Origin of the sequence: Terriglobus albidus, assembly GCF_008000815.1 — a bacterium.
GTDB lineage: Bacteria > Acidobacteriota > Terriglobia > Terriglobales > Acidobacteriaceae > Terriglobus > Terriglobus albidus_A.
The window spans coordinates 2,352,601-2,372,547 of record NZ_CP042806.1 but is presented as its reverse complement, the minus strand read 5'-3'; the positions used below and the strand labels follow the sequence as shown (position 1 = coordinate 2,372,547).

Sequence of the window (19,947 nt, the reverse complement as noted above, 5' to 3'; positions counted from 1 at the left end):
CATGTCCGACCTCATCCTCGCCATCGATCAGGGAACAACGAATACCAAGGCTCTCCTCGTCGGCAACGATGGACAGCCGGTATTTCGTGCGTCTGCACCGCTTACGCTGCTAACGCCCCAACCTGGCATGGTCGAGCAAGATCCCGAAGCGCTGTGGCAGTCGGTACTCACCGTCATACGGGAGTGCATCGCCCATAGCGGCGCAGTCGGGATCAAAGGTATCGCCATCTCCAACCAGCGGGAGACCGCCGTGACCTGGTATCGTGCCGACGCCAGCCCCGCGGCCAATGCGATCAGCTGGCAGTGCCGGCGAGGCGAGGCCATCTGCAGGCAACTTGCCACACAAACGGATCTCATCCGGGAGCGCACCGGCCTGCCGCTCGACCCACTTGTGTCCGCAACTAAATGGAGCTGGCTGCTCCAGCAGAATCCTGCGTTGCGAGCCCGGGCGGAACGGGGAGAGCTTTGCCTGGGCAACGTCGATAGCTGGCTTGTCTACAAGCTGACCGGCGGTGCAGCCCACGTCACCGATCATACAAATGCATCGCGTACAGCGCTGCTCGATCTGGAGACCTTGCAGTGGGATCGCGATCTACTCGACCTTTTCGCCATTCCGCAAGTCGCGATGCCTCAGCTCGCCTGCTCCTCATCCTTGCTTGGCGAGGTCTCAGCGATTCCAGAGCTTGCGGGCGTCCCCATCGTCTCCGCGATTGGAGATTCTCACGCAGCAATGGTGGGCCATGGAAGCTATACACCGGGAACCATTAAAGCAACCTATGGCACCGGCTCGTCGCTGATGACGCTGACACCGGGCCTGCCAGCACCGACACAGAGCCTGGCACGCACCATCGCCTGGTCGCACAATGGGACAGCTCACTTCGCCCTCGAAGGCAACATCACCATGACTGGGTCAGCCGTGCAGTGGGTGGGAGAGTTCCTCAATCTCGGCGATCCTACACGCGATGCCGTAGCTCTTGCCGAGAGCGTTTCAGATGCAGCAGGGGTCTACTTTGTCCCCGCGATGGTCGGTCTCGGAGCCCCCTACTGGGACTCTGCCGCACGGGGCACACTCACCGGCCTTAGCCACACCAGCAGACGAGAGCATATGGCCCGCGCCGCAGTGGACGCCATCGCTTACCAGGTCGCGGATGTCTTTCACGCCATGCGCGATGCCGCCGGTGTAGACCTCCCAGCCCTGCACACCGACGGAGGCGCGACCCGCAACAGTGCCCTGATGCAGTTTCAAGCGGACCTGCTGCATGTGCCAGTCCATCGTTCCAGTTGCGAAGACCTTTCGGCGCTCGGCGCTGCCTGGCTCGGCGGGCTCACACTTGGGTGGTGGCACAGCATGGCTGACCTTGCCTCGCTTCCGCAGGAGTCGACAACGTTCCTTCCGACAACTCAACGCACCTCCCACTATGAAGGCTGGAAGCTCGCCGTCCGGCAGACCCGCCTGAAGGGGGACCTCGCATGAGCGACGTGATCCTGCAGGCAAACGGCATCTTGAAGCGCTACCCCGGAAACATCGCGCTCGACCATGTCGACTTCAAGTTGCACCGCAATGCAGTCAACGTACTGATCGGAGAGAACGGCGCCGGCAAATCTACTCTGATGCGCATCCTGTCGGGTGTAGAGTCGTGCGATGAAGGCACGATCCTGCTCGACGGTAAGCCGATCACTCTCCGCAGTCCGCGCGATGCCGGGGCACACGGCATCAGCATCGTGCACCAGGAGCTGAGCGTGATGCCGAACCTCGACATCAGCGAGAACATCTTCGCCGGCCGCGAGCTGACCCGTGCCGCCATGGTCGATCGCAAGACCGAAGACACCCAATCGGCCGATGCGCTCCATCGCCTGCATAAACCAATGCCGGTCAATGCGCAAACGGCTCATCTCTCGCTCGGCTGCCGGCAGATCGTCGAGCTCGCCCGGACCATCGCTCATGGATCAAAGATCCTGATCCTCGACGAACCCACCTCTGCTCTTTCGATGGCAGAAACAGAATCGCTCTTCGAGGTCATCGAAGACCTGAAACGCTCGGGCGTCACCATCGTTTACATCTCGCACCGTCTGCACGAGCTGCTGCACCTCGGTGACTACTTCACGGTCCTGCGCTCCGGCCGCGTCGTCGGCGAAGCTCCGCGTTCCGAGGTCACGCGGCAGTGGATCGTGGAACGTATGTCAGGCCGCGCCGACACCACAGATCTACAAGTCCGTCCCGCTGCCTCCACCCAGGCCGTGCTATCCGTCCATCAGTTGGAGCTCGGCTCCTCCGCCGCGGGTGAAGAATCGCAGGCAGCTCTGCACGAGATCTCATTCACTCTCCACAAGGGTGAGGTCCTGGGCATCTACGGCCTTCTCGGAGCGGGTAGAACCGAACTGCTGGAGACGCTCGCGGGAAACCGCACACCCCTCGAGGGTTCCATCCAGATCGAAGGCCGCACGCTCGAGCTGAACTCCGTTGGCAGCGCGGTTAAGGCAGGCATTGTGCTTGTCCCCGAAGATCGCCAGCGCGACGGCCTCATTCCCGAACTGTCGATCCGCGAGAACGTCGCCCTCGCTGCTTCGCACGGCCCATTGCTCTCACGCGCGCACGAGACCGAGTTAGTCCGAAAGCTGGCGAAAGACCTCAACATCGCGGCCAACGATCTCGAGCTGCCGGTCACCTCGCTTTCGGGCGGCAATCAGCAAAAGGTCCTGATCGCGCGCTGCCTCATGCGGAACCCGCGCGTTCTGCTGCTCGACGAACCGACACGCGGTGTCGATGCAGGAGCGAAAGCCGAGATCTATCGCATCCTTCGCAAGCTGGCCGCGAATGGCCTGAGTATTCTCTTCACCTCTTCCGAGATTGAAGAGACGCGAACGCTCGCCGACCGCGCCCTCGTCCTCTGCCAGGGACGCATTGCAGCCGAGTTTCAGCATCATCAGTTGACCGACGAAGCGCTCTTCTCCGCAGCCAGTCCGAATGTGACCACAGGAAGCATCGCATGACCTCTATCTCCGCCACGCTCTCATCGTCCGATCGTCTGGCCAGCAGTGGAGCCCGCATCGCACTCATCCTGCTGCGTGCCCGCGCTGTCCTCGTGCTGGTATTGCTGCTCATCCTGTTCTCTGCCATGGCGCCGAGCTTCCTTACGACAGCCAATCTCTCCATCCTGACAAAGCACGTCGCCATCTCCGCCATTCTTGCCATAGGCATGACCTTCGTCATCCTCTCCGGAGGCATCGACCTGTCGGTCGGCTCGGTTGCCGGCCTGGGCGGCATGGCCGCTGGCTACATCCTCACCCAGGGCATCACCCTCGGTGGGACGACCTATCATCCCGGCGTTTTCGTTGCCATCCTGGCCACCATTGCGCTTTGCCTGATCGTCGGCGCGTTGAATGGATGGCTGGTCTCCCGCGCCGGTGTCGCTCCTTTTATCGCCACCCTGGGCACGCTATACATCGCGCGGGGTTCTGCCCTGCTGATGTCCAACGGTAAGACCTTCCCGAACCTTGCCGCGCACGCCCCTTCCTTTGCCTTCATCGGCCAGAGCTTTCTGCTACGCATTCCTATCCCGGTCTGGCTGATGTTCGCGCTGTTTGCCGTCGCAGCCTTCATCGCAGCGAAAACACCATTCGGACGCCACGTCTACGCCATCGGCGGTAATGAACGCGCTGCCCGCCTGGCCGGCATTGTTGTGCCGCGCGTGAAGATGTACACCTTCCTCTTCTCCGCCTTCTGCGCTTCGCTCGTTGGGCTCATCATCGCCTCGCAGCTCGAAGCCGCTCACCCGGCTACAGGAGAGAGCTTTGAGCTGAATGCCATCGCCGCGGTCGTTCTGGGAGGCACGTCGTTGATGGGCGGACGCGGCTCCGTCACCGGCTCACTGATCGGAGCGTTCGTTATCGGCGTGCTCGCCGACGGGCTGGTCATGCTCGGCGTCTCTGAGTTCTGGCAGATCGTCATCAAGGGAGTCGTCATCGTCCTTGCGGTCGCCATCGATCAGCTCCAGTCGCGGCTGCAGGCAAAGTTCCTGCCTCTGCTGCTCCGCTCCAACCCCGAGGCCGGAGCATGAAGCTCGTACCGCTATTCCTGGCCGGGGCTATCGCTCTTTCTGGTTGCCACCGCGAAGAGCTCTCGAAGCCGCTGATCGCCATCATCGTTCCCTCGCAGGACAATCCCTACTTCAAGGCCGAGGGTGATGCCGCCGCAGCCCGTGCGCAACAGCTCGGCTACCGTACCCGCATCGACGCGCACAACGACGACGCCTACCGTCAGGACAACCTGATCGACGCCGCCATCGCTAGCGGAGCCAAGGCTATCGTGCTCGACAACGCCGGATCGGAGTCATCCATCTCTGCCGTACGTCGCGCAAAGGCCGAAGGCATTGCTGTCTTCCTCATCGACCGCGAGATACAGGTCACCGGAGTAGCCAACGCGCAGATCATCGCCGACAACCATCAAGGCTCCCGCATCGTCGCCGAAGAGTTTGCCCGTGCCACTAAAGAAGGTGAATACGCCGAGCTGCTCGGGCGCGAGTCCGACACCAACGCGCAGATCCGCACCAAGGGCTTTCACGAGATCCTTGACACCGCGCCACAGCTGAAGCTCGTCGCTGCGCAATCAGCCAACTGGTCGCAGGCCGAAGCCTTCCAGAAGACCGAGACCATTCTGCAGGCACACGCAAAGCTGGCAGGCATCATCGCCGGCAACGACACCATGGCGCTCGGCGCCGCGGCGGCCGTCAAGTCCTCGGGCCGCAAAGGAATCGTCGTCACCGGTTTCGACGGCTCACCCGATGCGGCTACCGCCATTCGTTCCGGCGAACTACAGGCCACTTCGCTGCAGCCTGCCGTCGTCATCTCCCGGCTCGCAGTCGACGAAGCTGATCGCTTTCTGAAGACAGGCTCGACCGGCAAGCTGGAGAAACAGATCATCCCCTGCGATCTCGTCACTCGCGCCAACGTGGACGACTATCGCGACTTTGAAAAGATCAGATAACAATCAAAAGGAATCACTCATGCCCAGCACTCTCGGCGTCATTCTCGGTAACCGCGACTTCTTTCCCGACGCGCTCATCTCCGAAGCGCGGCAGCAGCTCACCACGCTCTTCTCGCAACTCGATGTCACCCCCATCTGGCTCACCCAGGGCCAGACCAAGCTGGGCGACGTCCAGGGTTGGCTCGATGCGGTGAAGTGCGGCGAACTCTTCCGCGCGCATCGCTCTGAGATCGAAGGTATCCTCGTCTGCCTGCCGAACTTCGGCGACGAGAAGGCGCTCTCCGATGCGATACGTCTCTCTGAGCTGAATGTTCCTATCCTCGTGCAGGCCTGCCCTGACGATCTGGACGCCTTTGGCCTGGAGCGCCGCCGCGATGCCTTCTGCGGCAAGATCTCCGCCTGTAACAACCTGCGCCAGTACGGCTACAAGTACACCCTCACCCGCGATCACACCGTAGCCATCAATAGCGACCGCTTCCGCGAAGACCTCACCAACTTCCTCGCAACCTGCCGCGTCGTGCGCGGTCTCCGTCGTGTCCGCCTGGGAGCAGTGGGAGCACGCCCCAACGCCTTCAACACCACCCGCTTCAGCGAAAAGCTCTTTGAGGCTGCGGGCATCTCCGTCAATACGATTGACCTCTCCGAGGTCTTCGGCTCCGCCCAGCGTATCGCCGACGCCGACACCCGGGTGAAGCAACGCATCGAACAGATCCGCAGCTACGCCGATGCATCCAAGGCTCCGACTGAGAGCCTGGTGAAGATGGCGAAGTTTGCCCTGGTCGTCGATGACTGGATGCAGGAGCTCGGTCTGACCGCGACCGCCATTCAATGCTGGTCTTCGATGCAGAAGAACTTCGGCGTCAATGTCTGCACCATCATGTCCATGATGAGCGAGCAGATGCTGCCATCGGCCTGCGAGGTCGATATCGCAGGCGTCGTCAGTATGTACGCGCTGCAGCTCGCCAGCAAGAAGCCCTCGGCGCTGGTCGACTGGAACAACAACTACGGCAACGATCCTGATAAGTGCGTCCTGTTCCACTGCGGCAACTGGGCTAAGGATTTTCTGCCAGACATCCGCATCGGCACCGCTCCTATCCTCGGAACCGTACTCGGAGAACAGAACACCGTCGGCGCCCTCGAAGGCCGCACACCTGCCGGCCCACTCACCTTTGGCCGCGTCAGTACAGATGATCTTCAGGGCAAGATCCGCGCCTATGTCGGCAATGGTCTGTTTACGGATGATCCATTGGATACCTTCGGTACCCGAGCCGTCGCGCATGTGCCGAAGCTCCAGAAGCTGATGCATGTGATCTGCAAGAACGGGTTTGAGCATCATGCCGCGATGAACGGAAGCCATTGCGCTGAGCCCGTGGCCGAAGCCCTGGGGACTTATATGGGATGGGATGTTTACCACCATCACGCTGAGGTGTGAGCTATTCAGATACATCACCACACTCGGCCCGCTTACCAAAGCGGGCCTTTTCTTTGCGGATACCACGACTCTGGGTGCCCCATCCATCACGGAGTGATGGGTGGGAAGTTCGAGCGGAGCTCGAATCCGGTGGGAGCCGTGGGCTTTTAGCCCACGGTACCTGGATACAAGAGAATTTGGGCTTTAGCCCTGGGCTTTTCTGAGTATCGCAATCAAAGACCCAGGGCTAAAGCCCATCGTTTTTATGCCTTCAATCACCGGGCTGAAGCCCGCTGAACACCCCAGCCAACAAAGCTGGCTGGGGACCCCGCTGCTCCCACCGGCAATCTAGGTTCGGACCAAACCCACGTGTAATATTATGCAGACATAAATTTATATGCCACGCATCAATGAAACCCGACTGATGGTCAAGATCGCCCGCCTCTATTACGTACACGAGGTGCGGCAGCAGGATATCACCGAGATGCTCGGCATCCATCAGTCCACCGTCTCACGCCTTCTGAAGAAGGCGCGCGAGGCGAACGTGGTGCGTGTCATCGTCGACGTTCCCGGCGGTGTCTATGCCGAGATGGAAGAGGAGCTGGAGCGCCGCTTCAGCCTGCGCGAAGTCGTCATCGTCGACTGCCCTGACGATGAGTTCCATATGATCCAGGAGCTTGGCGCCGCAGCCGCATTCCTGCTCGAATCCACGTTGCGCCCCAAAGAGAACATCGGCATCTCCTCCTGGAGCCGCCACCTGCTGGCCATGGTCGATCAGCTCCACCCGACCAATCGTGCCGAGGGCGGACGTGTCATCCAGATGCTCGGCGGTGTCGGGACACCTGATATCCAGTCACGCGCTACCCAGCTTGTAAATCAGTTCTCGCGTCTGATCGGTGCTACTCCTGTACTGTTGCAGGCGCCAGGCGTGACCGGTAGCTCCAAGACACGCGACCTGTTGCTGCAGGAACCATATGTACGCGAGACGATCGAAACCTTCCCAACGCTCGACATCGCACTGGTTGGCATCGGCGCCTTGAAGCCATCGGCATTGCTCGAAAGCAGCGGCAACAGCTTCACCATGGCGGAGCTTGAGTCGTTGCAGAAGAAAGGCGCTGTTGGCGACATCTGCCTGCAGTTCTTCAACGAACAGGGAGATCTCATCCGCTCGCCGCTGCTCAACCGCGTCATCGGCATCGAGATGCCGATGCTCAAGCGGGTCAGCAAGATCATCGGCATCGCCGGTGGGCCTGCCAAGTTCACCGCCATCAAGGCGGCGATCAAAGGCAAGCTGATCAACGTCCTGATCACCGATCAGAAGACGGCGCAGAAGCTGTTGAAGAGCTAGCACCCGGGGAGAGACCCGATTCGCCGCCGACGCATTACGGTCTTGCTGCCCCGCACCGATGTCCCTCAGTGGCTGAAGCCACTTGTTTCGTACGTCGGGTACGGGACGACTGAAGTCGTCCCCTTAAGCAAGGCGGTTCGCGCGTAGCGCGAATGTTCCCACAATCATCTTTGGTAGAAAGGCCCCTGACGTCCCACAACCGGTCAACCGTTATCTTGAACGAGCCCATACGGCGGTTGCCCCGGGTTCGGTCCCCGATGAACGTGTTCGTTGGGGTGATATCCCTACAGGGACCTGGGCGTTCGCGCACCGCGCGAATGTATTGCTTAAGGGGACGGCTTTCAGCCGTCCCGGACGAACGCTCAAAAGGAAGTGGCTTTAGCCACTGAGGGTCCTCGCTTCCCACCCTTCCCCCACCCGACATTAAAGCCCTCTGATCCGTTATCTCGACCAACGGCCCCCAGATTGCACCCCTCACCCCCGTGAGCCGCGCTATCGCACGTCAACCTCTACCGTCTCAGCCTCTCTACGGACAAGGCTTCCAATGCCTCCGCGGAGGCTGCGACGACACCTGCTGCAACGGATTCTCTGTCCCCGTCGACAAACAGACCTATGAGTTCTACCGTTTGCTGCCTGTCAGCGAGATCCGGTCCGCCGTCGATACCCATGTCCGTAAGGTTCCAGGCTCTCCCAGCGATAACCTCTACGCCAGCATTGAGATGACCGCCGATAAGAAGTGCCCCTTCTTCACGGCACAGCGTCTCTGCGGCATCCACAAGGAGCATGGCCACGACTACCTGTCGGCCGCATGCTCCACCTATCCCCGCGCCCTCAATCAAGTCGACGGACAGCTCGAGGTCTCCCTGTATCTCTCCTGCCCCGAGGCAGCGCGCATGGTGCTCCTGGATCCAGGATTTGCGAACCGCCACACCGATGGCCCGGCTGTTCCCTTCCGCACCGACCAGTTCTCCAAGCTCGCCCGCAACGGACCCGACTCGCCTCACAAGCCCTTCAGCTATTTCACCGAGGTGCGGCTATGCATGGGAGACCTGCTCACCGATCGCAGCCGTCCCCTCTGGCAGCGGATCTTCCTGCTGGGCATGATGTGCAAGCAGCTCGACGAGGTCACCTCGCTGGAAGGTGAAGAGAAGGTAGCGGAGATCATCCAGAGCTATCAGCAGATCGTCGAGGAAGGCACCCTCCGGACAGAGCTCAACCATCTGCCCGCGAACACCGCCGCACAGCTGGATCTCGTCCTTCGCGTCGCCGACCTTGCCAACCGCTCCGGCGTGAACTCAAAGCGCTTCAACGAATCCTTCCAGGACTTCCTCGCCGGCATCGGTTATGCAACCGAATCAACGGCCGCCCAGGACCTGGAGCGCTATCAGCACGCCGACAACGCCTACTGCAAACCATTCCTCGAGCAGCACCCGCACATTCTCGAGAACTACCTGCTGAACTACATCTTCAGAACGCTGTTCCCCTTCGGCCGCGAAGCCAGCGCGCATTCGACACCAAAGACAATCTTCCAGGAATACACCCTGCTAATCGGCCAATACGTCCTGGTGCACGGCCTACTGATCGGCATCTCCGGCAACCGCCAATCCGAGTTCGATGAAAAAGCAGTGGTGAAGACCGTCCAGTCCTTCTCAAAGACGGTCGAACACAGCCCCGGCTACCTGCAACAACTGCTCGCCCTGATGGAAGACCGCAACCTGACAGACATGAAGAGCCTCGCAGAGCTCCTACCCCGCTAGAGCAATCCCGCTTCTGATCACCATAACCTTGAGTGCCCCATTCACGCATAGCGTGAGTGGGATATTCGGGGTCCCCAACGAACGTCGTTCGTTGGGGTGAACTATTCGAGCGAAGCTCGAATGGGTGGGAGCCGTGGGCTTTTAGCCCACGGTTTATTGGCTCTAAAGAAATTGGGCTTTACAGGCTGCGGAAAAACTCGATTTTCGAGAAGCGCAAAAAAAACGATCGCGTCAGAATGACCTATAAGCGATCCGGGGACATTGGGTGATGATTTTCTATCCCCAAATTTGACCCGATTAACCCCTCATATAGAGTTTTTCCGCAGCCTGTTTAGCCCTGGGTCTTTATGTTGGTCTCAGAGAGAGCCCAGGGCTGAAGCCCATCATCATTTAAGAACTTCAATCAGCGGGCTGAAGCCCGCTGCTCCCGCCGGTTAATACCCCGCTGAGCGAACCTTTTGTTTGTCATCCTGAGCGTAGCGAAGGACCTGCTCTTGCCTGTCCTGTAGGGGCGACAGAGCTTAGTTGCCGCGCGAAAACTCTGTCTCAATGGATGCTAGCCTCTTGGGCTGTTTCTGTCAGGCAAGCAACAGAACTTTCATCAACCTCTTCTTGACAGCCCCTGCAAAAAGGCCGAAGCTGTCGGATGCACCTCCCTAGCCGCATCCGCATGTATGGCTACGGAGCTCCGAGATCCAGCGGAGCAACTACATCTGGACGCTCTTGAAGTACCTCATCTGCCCCCTCTTAGCTACAAATTTCTTCGCTTAGGTCTCGGCTGAATTCAGGAACTCCATGTCCCATTCAACGAGAGGAAACCTTTGCAATGACATCTGAAAAACAGCAGGCTTCTACTACCAGTCTCCCTCAAGGCACGCAGCTTGCGTGGAGCCTTTGTGACTGGATCGACCATGTATCTTCCAACCCCAATCCACCATCGCCCTGGACAGTCGTATGGCAGCCCAGCTCAATCGGCGCAGATTATTCGGCTGTCCTCCTGAACCCGACAACGAACCAATATGCCCTGGTCATTCAGGGGACCCATGGTGCGCCCGATGAACTGGAAGACTTTTGCTGCGAGTTCTGGGCCGGCTTCGACCCGGTCAGTGGAGCCAAGGTGGCCATTGGCGCCCAGGCAGCGCTCTTCGGCGCCCTGATGCAGATGAACGCCAGCCTCACCAAGGGCGGTACGGACCTTGGTTCCTATCTGCAGTCGATCTCCGGATCATTTAACGCGACCACTCCGTTGCTCATCACCGGCCACAGTCTTGGTGGGACGGTTGCTTATCTGGCGGCATGCTGGATTGCCTTCCAGTTCCTGAACGGTCAGCAACCACTTACGACCCTTCCTGCCAGTATTCAAGCCATCACGTTTGCGTCCTTTGCCGCAGGTAACCAGGCACTGGCCGACGTTCTCAATGCGTCATCCAACTATGTGCCCTGCTTCAATCAGAACGACGCCATTCCACATGTCTGGGCAACGGACACGACCATCAATCCAACGTTCAATATGACCAACTTCTTTCAACTTTTCCCCTCGCCCGGACCTAATCCCATGCCGAACAATAGCCTGCGGACTGCGCTGCAAAACAAGGTAACTCAGATGCAGAACAACCAGGTCAGCTATGTGCAGACGACCGGCCAGTACAGCTTCTCATTCTCGTATGCAACAGATCGGAATACCTGGGACGGGGAGCTTATTCGGCAGCACAACGACGCTTACTCCGAAACCTTCGGATCAAGCAGCAGTGCCGAGACGGCATCGACAGGAGCTCGGGAAGTAGCAGCTTAATGAATCGACTCGGGTGCCCCACATACGCGAAGCTTATGTGGGTTGTTCGAGCGAAGCTCGAATGGGTGGGAGCCGTGGGCTTTTAGCCCACGGTTTATTGGCCCTAAAAAAATTGGGCTTTAGCCCTGGGTCTTTGTATTGGTCGCAAAGAGAGCCCAGGGCTGAAGCCCATCATTTAATACCTTCAAAATCGCACGACGTGCATTCTTGTCGCTCCTGAGTGCGATTCGTATTCCCATCTCAGAGCCGCGTTGTATGACGGAATACGTGAGCAGTCCGTAGTACCTACCAACGGATGTGAATCCAATCGACATTGCTCGTTGTCAATCACGGTTGCTGGGGAGCGTCCTTTTAGTCAACTGAGAGCTTGTAGATTCCGTCCTTGCCGCAGTGAAGTACATAGTCCTGACGCCAGGAGTGGGTGGTCAGGGAGGCAGACCCGACCAACACGATATCAGCAGGTTCTCCCTGCTTGCGCGCCAAACGTACCGACAAGACTGACCAACACTGAATCCCAAGGTCAGCGTCGTCGTCCGAAATTAAATCGAGGAAATACGCAGCACCCTGTGCAGGCACAATGTATACACCACAGGTACGCCGCCCTGGCTCGCTCATATTTGAGCGAGGCACATCAAAGTTGACTGGAGCGACCGTGAGTTCTGTTCCATCTGGGCCTGCGAGCTTGAATACCTGCTTGGGATCAATGTTGCGGTGGCTGGCGCCAGCCGGCATGAGTGCTGGATCGAGCTTCTTCTCAAAAGCCGCTCGTTCCGCAGGGGAAGGTGGCAGGAGATGCTGTCTTGCCTGCGCCTGGGCTGCCACTCCCCACAGAAGAGTGAGCACCAGCAGAACATTTAAGTTAATCCCTCGCCGCCGCATATTCATCCTCAAGTCGCTTATCATACGGAGGCTTTTCTCTCCAAAGAATGGGTTGGCCCGTGCACCGGGTGCCCATGTCCCTCGGGGACATGGGTATTCGCGCTACGCGCGAACCGCCTTTCGCTTGTCATCCTGAGCAAACGAAGTCCCCAGGCAGCTTTGCTGGCTGGGGTGACACAGCGAGGGACCTGCATTTTGTTTGTCATTTCTCCGCTTCTCTACCGAATCATTTTCCCTGTCATCCTGAGCACCGCGAAGGACCTGCTTTTTTGTTTGTCATTTCGTAGCGCTCGGGGTCCCCAGCCAGCTTACTGGCTGGGGTGAAGCGTAGCGGAGAAATCTGCTTCTCTACCCAAACTCGCCGCCCATCCGTGATAGAAAATCCGGACACATCTTCCGACGATAGGACAGATCGCTTCAAAAACCGGTAATCTCTGCGACGCCCATCAAGAAATGAGCCGGACTGCCACTCTGCATATCGATACGAGCTGAGAAAAAGACTTCCGTCTCAAAGGTAGAACGTGTCAAGCAGATATATCCAAGATTCGCAGCTGTCGTATCCGACTGTTTCGCTGCAACATGAAGTTGGTCAAAACCCAAAATGATCGTGTGGAGTCCTTCAATGCCTCGAGAACTGTGGAAGGTACAGAGACGAATTTCATCTGGCGAGTACGATGTGCGTCGATTGTCTTCGTCTGTGTAATCGATATAGTCATAACCAGCAGCCTCGCATGCCTTGACTGCTACAGAACGCCATGGCGAATCTGACTTTCCATAAGGAAGCAAGATCAGAATGTCTGATGGTGTCCCAACGTCTGTCAAACGAAGTTGCTCAATCTTGCTCTTCAGCGACTCTTCGATACGAAAGCTGATCTCCTTGGTCGAAAGGAGATCGACATCTACCAAAGAGGGTGCACCTCCGTTCTCGCGGATCAGCTCAAAATCGAACGAGACCTGGTCGACAGACTTGCGACTGGCTCGGTAGCGCTTCTGTAGTGTCTGGGTCCAAATGCGTTGCGCCTTATCTAATGCAGGGTAGCTTTGAACGAAGAGCTGCGCGAGGAGGAATGTCTCGCTGGTATTTCGGTACACTCGCCGCTTTTCGCGATGATTCTCCGCGGGGATCACTGAAGGTAGTCCGTCGGCCAAATACTCACAAGACGAGTTGCGATAGAGTAGCTGATTCTTGCCGTCGATCACGTAGAGCCTTGATGATCCGCCGGTGAGATAGTCGATTAAACTCCAGAAAGCGTCCGCAATGTCTTGACCTTCGTCAACGATCACCAGTTCCCACGCTGAACGGAGACGGGCGCCTCTATCGAAATCCGCTTCTATCACCTTACGTATTCGTCGGATCTCATATTCCTCCCACGTCTCTCGTGTCCTGTCCCAGCGATCAGGGTGAACTCCTAAACGGCGTTCACAATCCCCCAGCAGTTGGAATACGTCGAACGCTTCGAAACTGAATTCCAAGAAAGGAGCGCCCATCGATGTAAGCCTTCGAATGTCCGTTGCTAAGACTTTGTTGTAACAAGTAAATAGCGTATTAACCTTCCGACGCAGAGCCAGTTGAAGGCCGAGAAGGGTTTTCCCTGTTCCTGCAAAGCCAGTGCAAATGACATGGTGATCTGGATTGATCTGGTCGAGATGGCGTTCCTCCTCGTCTTCGATGCGTCGCAATCGCGCCATTTCCGAGGCAGTCAATGTTTCAGCCGGAACGAGCTTGAAACGGATAAACGCATCTAACGAAATCGCGGTCGCCTCACCGTAAAGAGCTGGCTTGTCCTTCGTCTTATTCGGCGCAGCCTTATATAAGGGATGCGTTTTGATATGTTTCAGCCGATTTAGAAGCATTCGACCATCGATGAGGTCTTCCGCAAAAATCATTCCGTCGGCCAGTTCGTCTGCTGCGTGACTAAATTGGGGTTCACGTCCAAAGCGTGCCAGGAAGCCTTGACGGTTAATCCGGAACAACGACGCTCCTGGCGCTATCCAAAGTTCGTTCAACATCTCCCGATGAGCTGGTGTCGCTTGAATCTTGTTCTGCAGGCTCTCTGCAGCGTCAATCGCCTGGAGCCAGGGCGGCTTCTTCGTAGAACTCTTCACGTAATCGTGAAGGATCATGCCGTTGTCCCCACTGATTTCTTTTATGGCACTCAGATTAATGCTCTTCAACTCGATTACGAAGAGCCCCAAACCTTCCGCAAGGAGAACCGCGTCCACATCCCGCGTGCCAAGAATTCTTGTGTACCAAACGTGGACACGGCTCGTTCCGAAATCAAGTTCGCCGAGCAGATCTGCAAAGGGTCGCTCCTGTATTTTCTCGGGTAGGTTTCCGTGAACTTTTGCCTTCGCCATTTGTCAGATTCCATGAAGTGCAATTAAATTAGACCAGCCACGGTGCGAACAAATTGCCACCAAATATTTGCCTCTCGCGTTTCGAGAGGCAATCTACATACGCGCTATGTTATTTGATGCCGGGAGGGGCTCCGCCACACGACCTCAAAGATTGTGGGATATGATTGAACCGTTTTCAGTGGATCAATGCGTTTCTGCCATTTCGTAGCGCTCGGGGTCCCCAGCCAGCTTACTGGCTGGGTGAAGAGTAGCGGAGAAATCCGCTTCTCCACCAAATCATCTTCCCTTGTCATCCTGAGCTACGCGAAGGACCTGCTTTTCTTGTGATTCAGCGAAGCGCGTGATAGAAAAATCCCGGACAAAAACCCATGCTGCCCCTCCTTCTACTCCTCGCCTTCGCAGCTCCCACCTATCGTGTTGAACCCATCACCCCCGAAGCCATCTCCAGCCCCATGTGGGAATCCCACCCCGCCATCGACCCACAAACCGGAGATCTAGAGCATTTTCCCTGCGCTGGGTATCCCGAAAGGGGTGTGCAGCGGCGTTTTCATTGCGGAAAACGCCCATAGACGCGGAAGCCCTACTCTACACCTACAGGGAAAATGCTCTCTGGTTCGTACGCAGCAAACCCGACTTCTCCGGCTGGAGAATCCTGGTCAGCCGCTGCGTCGACCACCATCTCCAACCTCCAACCGAATCCCCTATCGCCGCTCCCGGTTTAGAAGCAGACCCACACTTCACCCCCGACGGCCGCACCCTCTACTTCATCTCCTCACGCAGCACCGGCGCAGGCCTCGACATCTGGACCGCCATCCGCTCCACTGTGGGCACATGGCAAACGCCAGTCAAGCTACCTGAACCAGTGAACTCCAACGAAGCGGAGTGGTTCCCCCGCCCGCCTCTGACGGCTGGCTCTACTTCGGCTCCCGTCGTCCTGGAGGCCTCGGCAAAGACGACATCTGGCGCGCCCGCCAGACCTCCAACGGAACCTGGCTGGAGCCATTTTCCCTGTAGGTGTAGTCCAGAGCATTCGCATCTATGGGCGTTTTCCGTAATGAAAACGCCACTGCACGCCCCTTCCGGAATACCCAGGAACAGGGAAAATGCTCCAGAAAACGCCGACCCCGGCCTCAACACCGCCGACGCCGAATATGAGTTCCTTCCCGCATCCAACAACCAATGGGGTTTACTCGCCACCGACAAAGGCATCTTCATCCGTGAATTTCGCTGATCAAGCGTAGCTCTTGTAGAAAGCCTCAGCAACGAACTTGTCGAATTGCTCGGTCTTGGCTTGACTGCGTGTAATGACTTGCCAAGGCTCCAATCGCGCGATCTCAGTCTGCAGATCCTTTGCCGCCTTAGCGCTGCATCCGAGAATGTCTTGAACAGAACCTGCCGAAACGCCATCACACTGAAATATGTATGCAAACTCAAGCAATTCTTGGAAATTGAAAAACTTCTGTTGATAGTCGTTTGGCGACTGGCTGGCGAAGAAGACAACGACGCCCTTTGAGCGCCCTTCACGAATGATTCTTTGCAGGAATATGTTCTTCTGACCCAGGTAATTATGAGCCTCATCAATTACGAGGATGGTCCGAATTGTTCGCCGATCCTCAGTGACAGGGCTGTCTGGCAATGTGGCCATTTCCTTGTAAAGTCGCTCGATTACAAGATAAGCAACCAACTCCTTCAAGACTGGCATAGCGTGTACATCAATCAGCATCGTGCGATTGGCCAAACGGTCGAGCGGTGCCGTCTCATTGCCGTGGCGCCAGAATAAATCAAAATCGGAGAGGTCTCGCAAAACCTCGATCAGGCTGTCGTCCCTCTTTCCATCTTGCTCGTAAGACGCCATCGCAACTTCAAGAACATCTGGAAAATCGGGAAATGACGAAGCCGATCCGGCCCGCTTGGCGTAAGCAGCCCGAATTGCCTCAGTCAGAGCACCCTTCTGGACCACTCCGAGCTTACTGTTGATCGACGCGAAGCTCTCCGCCTTTTCGCGGGCAGACACATTGATCGTCTGCTCGTCGTATGCCGGCAGAATAAATGGATTGATCGGGAGGGATTGGCCACCTTGCAAAAGACGAAATGGCTGAACACGTGCCAGTTCCAGAAAGCGCTGGTTCTCTATGACATCACCCTTATAGTCGAAGTAGATAAAATTCGTTTGATAATTTGACTGGATCCTGATGTCGGCCAAAATCTTTAGCAAGAACTGGGTCTTTCCAACACCAGGTTTTCCCATGATGGCGAGATGAGAATTTGCATGCTTGACCGTATTGTTCAATTCCATAACCAACTCAGCCCGTTGAAGCAACGTACGACCAATGAAGATGTCCAGTCTACCGCCGAGTTGTTCGCGACAACCTGAGAACTCCACTTCGTCCACCAGGCGACGAATCAGCCCCTCGCCGCTTCGCCCAGCCTCTTGAAACATCTGTGCCAGTAATGCCGTACCACTGTCTATGTGGTTTTTTACGATTGAACGATTTGAAAAGAACTCGTCCTCGCTGAACTCTCGCTGTCCATATATGTGGGCAATCAGTGCACGGAGAAAAACCTCATCCTCTCCGACGAACGTCGGCCTCTTCATCTCAGCTCCACCAAAGCTAAGGCTTACTGGCACACCCACGCCTTGTTTGACCAATGAGAGCGCGAAGGCAATCCGAGCAAGTACTGCTTTTTCAAGCTTAGTTTCGAAGCGCAGTGCGCTGAGCACCTCGTCGGCTTCGTCTGACGTATAGAGTCGATCAGCCATTGTTTCTCTCCCAAAAGTAGCCTTGTCGGAAAGTAGTCAATTCTTGTCTTTGGTCAAACTCCAAACTTCCGGCACCACTCAGCCGCGGTTTCAAGGAACGATAATAGTTGCTATCAATTTCCGTGTCTGTGGAGAGAATGATGACCTGCTCACCTGCATTCGGGAAATAATTGTTCACAATATTGTCGCGGTGCGTGCTGTCCAAACGCGATAAAGGCGTATCGATGATGATCGGAAGCTTCAATTCGCTAGTCTGTGCAAGGCCCCATAAAAGGGAAACCGCAAACACTTCCTTTTCTCCGGCGGATAGTGCGGACTTCCTAATCTCGTGACCATTGCGATCAGTGATTCGAACCTCATATGTTTTGTCGTCGATCGTGATGTCTTTGATTAGGCCGCTACGGCTGGAGAGAAGTCGGTACATTTCGAACGTTTTCTCTTGGAGCAGATGCACCTTGTTCTTACGCAGTCGGACGATAAATTGGTTCAACACACTCGCGATGGCGTCGCATTCCTCGATGAAGTCAGCTTTATCTCTTGAGATGTGATGCTTCTCATAGAGCTTTTCAATTTCGATCTCGATGTCAGCGATGCGCTTGTCCATCCCAAGGATGCTCTCTTCGAGCAATCGCAACTGTTCAGTTTTGCGCCCGATCTGAGTCGAACAGCTCTCCATTTCTCCCTGTAACTGATCAAAGAGTTCGCGTTCTGTCGAGGGTAGCGATCCTCCCTGAGGGAGACCCTCCAGGTGGCGGATTTGGGCTTCCAGGCCACGGGCTTCCTCGAGCAAGGGCTTCAATAGGAATACGTCACTACTTTCAAGAGACTCCATCCGGTTTAGCACCCGCGCCGCGTCGCGATCCGAGAGGTCCAGCACTTTGGCTACATTGCTTCGTGGGTCGCCCTCTTTTAGTAGGCGAAAGATGCGTCGCTCCAACTCGGCCATCCGCTCGTCGGACAACTTTTCTGTATAGATTGGCTCCGGTTCTTCGACTACCCTGACGATTCGCTTCGCCAGATTGGAAGCGTTCTCCTTGATGGCTTCTCCCGTAGCCGATTCGCGCTCGGCTTCAATTTGCCGCCTGATTCCGCTGAATAGTTTTCCTGCGAGGCTGAACGGGAGGGCCTTCTCACAGAGGCTGCTGATCTCACTTTCAATTTGCGCGAGACGGTTGGCAGTCAACACCCGTTTCTTTTCCTGTTCGCGCATTGCCTCACGCGACTCTGGTGCCGCGTGAAATGTGGCTTCGAATCGCTTCTTGGCTTCTTCCAGCTGTGTTTTGAAGGACTCCAGTTCCGTGCGCAAGCCATCTCGTTCCTGATGCTTTCGGGCCAGCTTGCTCCTCTCTCTCTTCAGTTCGCTCTGCTTGAATTCCAAGTCCTCATCCGAGATCTCCACAAAGCCCTGCCGTTCTTGTTGCTTTATGTAGACAATGTCAGCGGCCAGCCGGTTGATGAACTGTATCCCGAGAGCCGCCTCTAGCGAGGACTTTAGCCGAACCTCGGAGTGATCATCTGCCGCAATCTCTTGGATCTTTTCGCCATCGAAGAAGAAAAACTGCGTGATCCCAGGCGGGATCGCCGCCCGGATGAAATCCTGCCAAATCTCCTGGTTCTGCACTGATACCCGTTTGCCGTCACGCACAACGACAAGCCGCTCCGTCAGATCACGCGGCTTAGGATCGCTGGCCGCGCCTGCCGTCCAAGAGCGCTTCACGACCAGCTCCGAGAGATCATCCATCTCGATTACCATCTCGAATGCAACATTGGCATTCCCTTTGGCCTTCTCACGACGGTTAATGTTGCGATAGATTTCGTCAGCCTTACCGCCATAGAGGCAGAAAGTCACGGCCTCCATGATCGAGGTCTTGCCGGCCCCATTCATTCCCCCGATCAAGAAGATGGTCCTGCCATCTTCTCCTACCGGAAAAAGGATCTCGCTTGGAAACTGAAAGGATTTGTAGTTCTCAATTGTCAGCTTACGAAATCTCATTTGCGCTCCTTGATAAGCTCCCAGATGCCTGACGGCGAGTCATCTCGCAGAATCCCATCCTGGCGCATTCTGAGCCGTTCCCATTGGGCGTTGTTTTTCCAGGCAATACTCTTACCGTCCTGACGCAATGCTAAGTCGCCGGGCAACAGTTTTCCTTCGAGCTGCTTGCTCATTTCGTCCATCACGTCAGACATCCGCGCCTTACCACCTAACTTCTTCAACGCCAGCAAAATGTGCTCACGCAGGATAATATGTGGAGTCTTCGGCAGTCTTGTTGCTTTCGGGGTTCTTGCACGCTTACCGGCGGGTTTGGACTGTTTTGGTTCTGGCACCGTTGCGCGAAAACCGAGCCGATCTCTTAAATCATTCAAGATGTCCTGGAAGTCGTCGGCTAATTGAGTAAGCGCCTGTTTAGCATCGGCTTGAACAGCCAAAGACACAGCCAGTCGAGTCTTTTCGGCCCGCAGAGGGTCAGGTACTGCAACGCGCGATTTCTCGAGCTGCTCCACGGCCCTTGCAATCGCGCGCAGCTGCGCCTCCTGCTCCGCGATAGCTGCGCTATCCGAACTTGTATCCAACCGTTCGATCACACCACGGCAGACCTGCACTAGAATTCGTGGATCTCTTGCGAAGCGTTCGATTTCGCCTGTGTCGGTCATTCTGC

Annotated in this window: 15 protein-coding genes; 10 read left to right on the top strand and 5 right to left on the bottom strand. The window is 56.7% G+C overall.

Features of this window, described 5'->3' with window-relative positions; all coding sequences use genetic code 11:
- Position 1: 1 nt before the first annotated feature.
- The 8 genes from FTW19_RS09570 to FTW19_RS09535 all read left to right on the top strand — a co-directional run bounded on the left by FTW19_RS09570 (position 2) and on the right by FTW19_RS09535 (position 11,292).
- The gene (locus FTW19_RS09570) at positions 2 to 1,474 is read left to right on the top strand and encodes an FGGY family carbohydrate kinase (RefSeq protein ID WP_147647413.1); all 1,473 of its coding nucleotides are present in this window, start codon (positions 2 to 4) and stop codon (positions 1,472 to 1,474) included.
- Positions 1,471 to 2,991 carry a sugar ABC transporter ATP-binding protein gene (locus FTW19_RS09565; RefSeq protein WP_147647412.1) on the top strand — a complete coding sequence of 507 codons (1,521 nt, stop codon included), beginning with the start codon at positions 1,471 to 1,473 and terminating at the stop codon, positions 2,989 to 2,991. The genes FTW19_RS09570 and FTW19_RS09565 overlap by 4 nt, the downstream gene beginning before the upstream one ends.
- Positions 2,988 to 4,058: an ABC transporter permease gene (locus FTW19_RS09560; protein WP_147647411.1), complete on the top strand. Its 1,071-nt coding sequence runs from the start codon at positions 2,988 to 2,990 to the stop codon at positions 4,056 to 4,058. Before FTW19_RS09565 ends, FTW19_RS09560 begins: the two co-directional genes overlap by 4 nt.
- Positions 4,055 to 4,984, top strand: a complete 930-nt coding sequence (locus FTW19_RS09555; protein ID WP_147647410.1) for a D-ribose ABC transporter substrate-binding protein — start codon at positions 4,055 to 4,057, stop codon at positions 4,982 to 4,984. Before FTW19_RS09560 ends, FTW19_RS09555 begins: the two co-directional genes overlap by 4 nt.
- Positions 4,985 to 5,003: 19 nt before the next feature.
- Positions 5,004 to 6,416: an L-fucose/L-arabinose isomerase family protein gene (locus FTW19_RS09550; RefSeq protein WP_147647409.1), complete on the top strand. Its 1,413-nt coding sequence runs from the start codon at positions 5,004 to 5,006 to the stop codon at positions 6,414 to 6,416.
- A gap of 376 nt (positions 6,417 to 6,792) precedes the next feature.
- Entirely contained in the window at positions 6,793 to 7,743 is a 951-nt protein-coding gene (locus FTW19_RS09545) for a sugar-binding transcriptional regulator (protein WP_147647408.1), read from the top strand.
- A 482-nt stretch (positions 7,744 to 8,225) separates the two neighbouring features.
- The gene (fliB, locus tag FTW19_RS09540; protein WP_147647407.1) at positions 8,226 to 9,500 is read left to right on the top strand and encodes a flagellin lysine-N-methylase; all 1,275 of its coding nucleotides are present in this window, start codon (positions 8,226 to 8,228) and stop codon (positions 9,498 to 9,500) included.
- Positions 9,501 to 10,326: 826 nt separating this feature from the next.
- On the top strand, positions 10,327 to 11,292 hold the full coding sequence (locus FTW19_RS09535; protein WP_147647406.1) for a lipase family protein: 966 nt from the start codon (positions 10,327 to 10,329) through the stop codon (positions 11,290 to 11,292).
- Positions 11,293 to 11,643: 351 nt separating this feature from the next.
- On the opposite strand, the gene FTW19_RS09530 is transcribed toward FTW19_RS09535, so the two are convergent.
- A complete protein-coding gene (locus FTW19_RS09530) occupies positions 11,644 to 12,171 on the bottom strand; it encodes a hypothetical protein (RefSeq protein WP_147647405.1) in 528 nt (175 codons plus the stop codon).
- A 417-nt stretch (positions 12,172 to 12,588) separates the two neighbouring features.
- Positions 12,589 to 14,529: a hypothetical protein gene (locus tag FTW19_RS09525; RefSeq protein ID WP_147647404.1), complete on the bottom strand. Its 1,941-nt coding sequence runs from the start codon at positions 14,527 to 14,529 to the stop codon at positions 12,589 to 12,591.
- 882 nt (positions 14,530 to 15,411) lie between these two features.
- Here FTW19_RS09525 and FTW19_RS26260 point away from each other — a divergent pair.
- A complete protein-coding gene (locus FTW19_RS26260; protein WP_281292441.1) occupies positions 15,412 to 15,543 on the top strand; it encodes a hypothetical protein in 132 nt (43 codons plus the stop codon).
- A 40-nt stretch (positions 15,544 to 15,583) separates the two neighbouring features.
- Positions 15,584 to 15,760 (top strand): hypothetical protein, encoded by a 177-nt coding sequence (locus tag FTW19_RS26025; RefSeq protein WP_222705553.1) that lies wholly within the window; start codon positions 15,584 to 15,586, stop codon positions 15,758 to 15,760.
- On the opposite strand, the gene FTW19_RS09515 is transcribed toward FTW19_RS26025, so the two are convergent.
- From FTW19_RS09515 to FTW19_RS09505, 3 genes are read right to left on the bottom strand one after another with little or no spacing between them, the layout of a single operon-like run.
- Positions 15,761 to 17,290 carry a DndE family protein gene (locus tag FTW19_RS09515; RefSeq protein ID WP_147647402.1) on the bottom strand — a complete coding sequence of 510 codons (1,530 nt, stop codon included), beginning with the start codon at positions 17,288 to 17,290 and terminating at the stop codon, positions 15,761 to 15,763.
- Positions 17,283 to 19,283, bottom strand: coding sequence for a DNA sulfur modification protein DndD (gene dndD / locus FTW19_RS09510; RefSeq protein ID WP_147647401.1), 2,001 nt, complete (start codon positions 19,281 to 19,283; stop codon positions 17,283 to 17,285). Before dndD ends, FTW19_RS09515 begins: the two co-directional genes overlap by 8 nt.
- Positions 19,280 to 19,942 carry a hypothetical protein gene (locus tag FTW19_RS09505; protein ID WP_147647400.1) on the bottom strand — a complete coding sequence of 221 codons (663 nt, stop codon included), beginning with the start codon at positions 19,940 to 19,942 and terminating at the stop codon, positions 19,280 to 19,282. Before FTW19_RS09505 ends, dndD begins: the two co-directional genes overlap by 4 nt.
- Positions 19,943 to 19,947 lie beyond the last annotated feature (5 nt).

What these genes read in the sequence shown, in the direction of transcription:
- FTW19_RS09535 (WP_147647406.1), top strand. Translation starts at nt 10,327, where the DNA reads ATGACATCTGAAAAACAGCAGGCTTCTACTACCAGTCTCCCTCAAGGC.
- FTW19_RS09530 (WP_147647405.1), bottom strand. Translation starts at nt 12,171, where the DNA reads ATGCGGCGGCGAGGGATTAACTTAAATGTTCTGCTGGTGCTCACTCTT.
- FTW19_RS09525 (WP_147647404.1), bottom strand. Translation starts at nt 14,529, where the DNA reads ATGGCGAAGGCAAAAGTTCACGGAAACCTACCCGAGAAAATACAGGAG.
- FTW19_RS09555 (WP_147647410.1), top strand. Translation starts at nt 4,055, where the DNA reads ATGAAGCTCGTACCGCTATTCCTGGCCGGGGCTATCGCTCTTTCTGGT.
- FTW19_RS09570 (WP_147647413.1), top strand. Translation starts at nt 2, where the DNA reads ATGTCCGACCTCATCCTCGCCATCGATCAGGGAACAACGAATACCAAG.
- FTW19_RS26025 (WP_222705553.1), top strand. Translation starts at nt 15,584, where the DNA reads ATGAAAACGCCACTGCACGCCCCTTCCGGAATACCCAGGAACAGGGAA.
- FTW19_RS09550 (WP_147647409.1), top strand. Translation starts at nt 5,004, where the DNA reads ATGCCCAGCACTCTCGGCGTCATTCTCGGTAACCGCGACTTCTTTCCC.
- FTW19_RS09565 (WP_147647412.1), top strand. Translation starts at nt 1,471, where the DNA reads ATGAGCGACGTGATCCTGCAGGCAAACGGCATCTTGAAGCGCTACCCC.
- FTW19_RS09560 (WP_147647411.1), top strand. Translation starts at nt 2,988, where the DNA reads ATGACCTCTATCTCCGCCACGCTCTCATCGTCCGATCGTCTGGCCAGC.
- FTW19_RS09545 (WP_147647408.1), top strand. Translation starts at nt 6,793, where the DNA reads ATGCCACGCATCAATGAAACCCGACTGATGGTCAAGATCGCCCGCCTC.
- dndD (WP_147647401.1), bottom strand. Translation starts at nt 19,283, where the DNA reads ATGAGATTTCGTAAGCTGACAATTGAGAACTACAAATCCTTTCAGTTT.
- FTW19_RS09505 (WP_147647400.1), bottom strand. Translation starts at nt 19,942, where the DNA reads ATGACCGACACAGGCGAAATCGAACGCTTCGCAAGAGATCCACGAATT.
- FTW19_RS09515 (WP_147647402.1), bottom strand. Translation starts at nt 17,290, where the DNA reads ATGGCTGATCGACTCTATACGTCAGACGAAGCCGACGAGGTGCTCAGC.